Annotated in this window: 4 protein-coding genes; all 4 read left to right on the top strand. The window is 38.4% G+C overall.

Annotated features, from left to right (window positions below; translation table 11 throughout):
• Positions 1 to 338: LysM peptidoglycan-binding domain-containing protein (locus ACIQZ6_RS12305; RefSeq protein ID WP_395811528.1), on the top strand; the 338-nt coding region annotated here is incomplete at its 5' end.
• Between the two features lie 90 nt (positions 339 to 428).
• A complete protein-coding gene (locus ACIQZ6_RS12300) occupies positions 429 to 2,756 on the top strand; it encodes an NADP-dependent malic enzyme (RefSeq protein WP_395811526.1) in 2,328 nt (775 codons plus the stop codon).
• 49 nt (positions 2,757 to 2,805) lie between these two features.
• Positions 2,806 to 3,390 carry a Holliday junction branch migration protein RuvA gene (gene ruvA, locus ACIQZ6_RS12295; protein WP_306550628.1) on the top strand — a complete coding sequence of 195 codons (585 nt, stop codon included), beginning with the start codon at positions 2,806 to 2,808 and terminating at the stop codon, positions 3,388 to 3,390.
• Positions 3,391 to 3,413: 23 nt separating this feature from the next.
• Positions 3,414 to 3,860, top strand: a 447-nt coding sequence (locus tag ACIQZ6_RS12290) for a hypothetical protein (protein WP_395811524.1), incomplete at its 3' end; no start/stop codon positions are given.

Here is a 3,860-nt window from a genome sequence, read left to right as displayed (position 1 = left end):
CTGTAGCCCAGGCAATTGTACATCAGGTTAAGTCAGGCCAAAGTCTGAGCAGTATTGCTAATCTCTATGGTGTAGATGTTCAGAATTTGAGAGCTTGGAATAATTTGAAGAGCAATTCTATTGTTCCCGGACAAACCATTTATTTGAGATCTACTAAAAAAACAGGCACTGATCAAGAGGAAAGCCCTTATGTTCACTATCATGTAAAAGTAGGTGATACCCTTTCTAACATTGCTGCAAAATTCAAGGGTATGACAGTTGCAAAAATTAAAGCACTGAATGGTTTAACTAATTCAGCGATAATTCCGGGAATGCGCCTTAAAATAAGTAGAGGCTAATCTTAGAAAGATTCACACGATAGAGTCAATGTTATGACAGCCGTTACGAAAAGAATCGTAATTTTGCCCAACTAACCAATTTCCAATTTAATGAGTAAGACTAATCGTAAACAAGACGCGCTAGATTATCATTCACAAGGCCGTCCTGGGAAAATACAGGTTGTACCAACTAAGCCAACAAACTCTCAGCGTGATTTATCTCTAGCTTATTCGCCCGGAGTAGCTGAACCTTGTCTGCGGATCGCAGAAAATAAAGAAGATGTTTATAAATATACTGCCAAAGGCAACCTTGTAGCTGTAATTAGTAATGGCTCGGCTGTACTGGGTTTAGGTGACATTGGCCCTGAGGCTGGTAAGCCTGTTATGGAAGGTAAAGGATTGCTGTTTAAAATATTTGCCGACATTGATGTATTTGACCTTGAGCTGGATACCCAGAATATCGATGAATTTGTCATGATTGTAAAGGCATTAGAACCTACTTTTGGAGGAATAAATCTAGAAGATATTAAGGCGCCAGAGTGTTTTGAAATTGAGCGTCGCTTAAAAGAGTGCATGTCAATACCTGTGATGCATGACGATCAACATGGTACAGCAATTATTTCTGCAGCTGCATTGATTAATGCGTGTGAGATTCAAAAGAAAAAGCTGGATAAAGTGAAGATCGTAGTCAATGGTGCGGGTGCTGCAGCAATTTCATGTACACGACTTTATGTAAGTTTAGGTGCTAGAAAAGAAAATATTGTCATGCTTGACCGCTCTGGGGTTATCCGTACTGATCGCGATAAGCTGGATGGTACCAAAGCTGAGTTTGCTACTAATCGTAAGATCAACACACTTGCTGAGGCAGTAAAAGATTCAGATGTTTTCATCGGATTATCATCGCCAGATGTATTAACTGCTGGTATGCTTAAAACAATGGCTAAAAATCCAATTGTTTTTGCAATGGCTAATCCAGACCCGGAGATTGCCTACGAGCTTGCAATTAAAACCAGAAAGGATATTGTTATGGCTACAGGACGGTCTGATTACCCCAATCAGGTAAATAACGTTCTTGGTTTTCCGTATATCTTTAGGGGAGCTCTTGATGTAAGGGCAACTGGAATTAATGAGGAAATGAAAAAGGCTGCAGTAATTGCTATTGCTGAACTTGCAAAAAAGACTGTTCCTGAGGTTGTTAATCTGGCCTATAATTCTAAAAACCTCAAATTTGGAAAAGATTACATCATTCCTAAGCCAATAGACCTTCGCCTAATTACCTCTGTTTCGCCGGCTGTTGCCAAGGCTGCCATGGATTCGGGTATTGCCCGTAAGCACATTACTGATTGGGATGCCTATAATGAGGAATTAAAAACAAGACTTGGTTTAGATGATAAATTGTTGCGTACAATTACCAATAAAGCAAAGTCATCACCTAAGCGCGTTGTTTTTGCTGAGGCAGATAATTATAAAATATTAAAGGCAGCACAGATTGTGCGTGATGAAGGTATTGCTATTCCAATTTTGCTTGGTGATAAAGAAAAGATAAGCCAAATCATGCTTGAAAATGAGCTGGAGCTTGAAGGAGTATTGATTATTAATCCACTAGAAGATTTAAATACCTGTAATAAGTACGCCGAATTATTGTACAAAAAACGTCAGAGACGTGGTGTGACCTTATTTGAGTCTAAAAAGTTGATGAGAGATCGCAACTATTTTGGAGCTGCAATGGTTCAGTTTGGTGAGGCAGATGCATTGATCTCTGGACTAACAAAAGAATACGGTTCAACCATTAAGCCTGCACTTCAGGTAATAGGAATTGAAGAAGGAGTAAACCGTGTTGCCGGTATGTATATGATGCTGACAAAGAATGGTCCTGTGTTTTTTGGAGATACTACTGTGAATGAAAATCCAACAGTTGATGAACTGGTTGATATTACAACCCTACTTGATCATTCTGTGAAAAAATTTAATGTGCAGCCAAGAATTGCGATGTTGTCTTATTCAAATTTTGGATCAAATGATGGTATAGTACCTCAAAAAGTTCGTCAGGCGGTAAAAATACTGCATGAAAAGCATAAGGATATTATTGTAGATGGCGAAATGCAAGCTAATTTTGCTATGAACCCAGACTTGTTGAAAGATAATTACCCGTTCAGTAGTTTGGTTGGAGCTCCTGCCAATGTTTTAATATTTCCTAACCTGGAATCTGGTAACATCGCATACAAGTTATTACAAGAATTAGGGGGTGCCGAGGCTGTAGGTCCAATCCTTTTGGGATTGAATAAGCCAGTGCATATATTGCAATTAGGTAGTTCGGTGCGTGAAATTGTAAATATGGTAACCATTGCAGTAGTTGATGCTCAAACCAAAGAGGAGCAGAATTCGCCGGTTGTAACACGTGTGAAAAGTATTTTCAGGCGAGTACTGAATGTAAAATAAAGATCTTTAGTTTGATCGTAATGAAAATAAATATTAGCCGTTAATTGATATGTATGCATATATAGATGGTAAACTCGCATTCAAATGTCCAACTTATGTTGTAATTGATGCGGGTGGGATAGGATTTCAAATAAATATATCACTCAATACCTATGGAGCCATACAGGATACGGAGCGATGTAAACTCTATACCTGGCTGCATGTAAAAGAAGATGGACACACCTTATATGGGTTTTATGAGGAAGGTGAACGGCGTTTATTTCTACATCTTATTTCGGTGTCGGGTATCGGCCCGAATACCGGAAGGATGATTTTATCTTCTATAACACCTTCAGAAATACAAACTGCAATTGTTCAGGGGGATGTTCCGCTGATTCAGAGAATAAAGGGTATTGGCCCTAAATCTGCACAGCGAATGATCCTTGAATTACAGGATAAACTGAAGAAGGAGGGTCCTGATTCGTTGATCAACATGCCTAGTCATAATACAGCTAAGGATGAGGCATTGTCGGCGCTAGTAATGTTAGGATTTGCAAAAAATGTTGCTGAAAAATCATTGGATACGGCTATAAAAACTGGATCTGAAAATTTATCAGTAGAGCAATTGATAAAAATTGCGCTTAAAAATTTATAATTAACACCAACATAGTCTAGAAATTGAAGAGTGCAGCTACTTTTTTCCTAAAGAGTTTTATTTGTTTCTTCATTCTATTTTTTGGAGGACAAGCTATTGCTCAAAATTCCGCTGCTAAAAAGGATACCTCAAAACTTGTATATCCTTTTCAGGATTCTAAAACTCTGCAGTTAAAAAAGCAGGCTGGAATAGTTCTTCCCAATCCTTCTAATATTCAGCGCAGTGTAGAATTCGATCCTCTATCAAAAAGATATATTATTCGCGAAAAAATAGGTGATCGCTTGTACAGAGCTCCACAATACCTAAGCATCGAAGAGTATCAGAAATACGAGAATGAGCTTATAAAACGTAATTATTGGCGTGAACTAGCAGATTTGCCACTTTCTGAGGCCCGTGAGCCGGGTTTTATTCCTCCTGTAAAAATAAACAGTAAATCTTTTGAACGGATATTTGGTGGCAATACCATTGAA

The sequence above is a fragment of the Daejeonella sp. genome, assembly GCF_044348475.1.
Taxonomy (GTDB): domain Bacteria; phylum Bacteroidota; class Bacteroidia; order Sphingobacteriales; family Sphingobacteriaceae; genus Daejeonella.
The sequence above is the reverse complement of the archived record's forward strand: the minus strand, read 5'-3'. Positions and strand labels throughout refer to the sequence as shown.

What these genes read in the sequence shown, in the direction of transcription:
- ACIQZ6_RS12300 (WP_395811526.1), top strand. Translation starts at nt 429, where the DNA reads ATGAGTAAGACTAATCGTAAACAAGACGCGCTAGATTATCATTCACAA.
- ruvA (WP_306550628.1), top strand. Translation starts at nt 2,806, where the DNA reads ATGTATGCATATATAGATGGTAAACTCGCATTCAAATGTCCAACTTAT.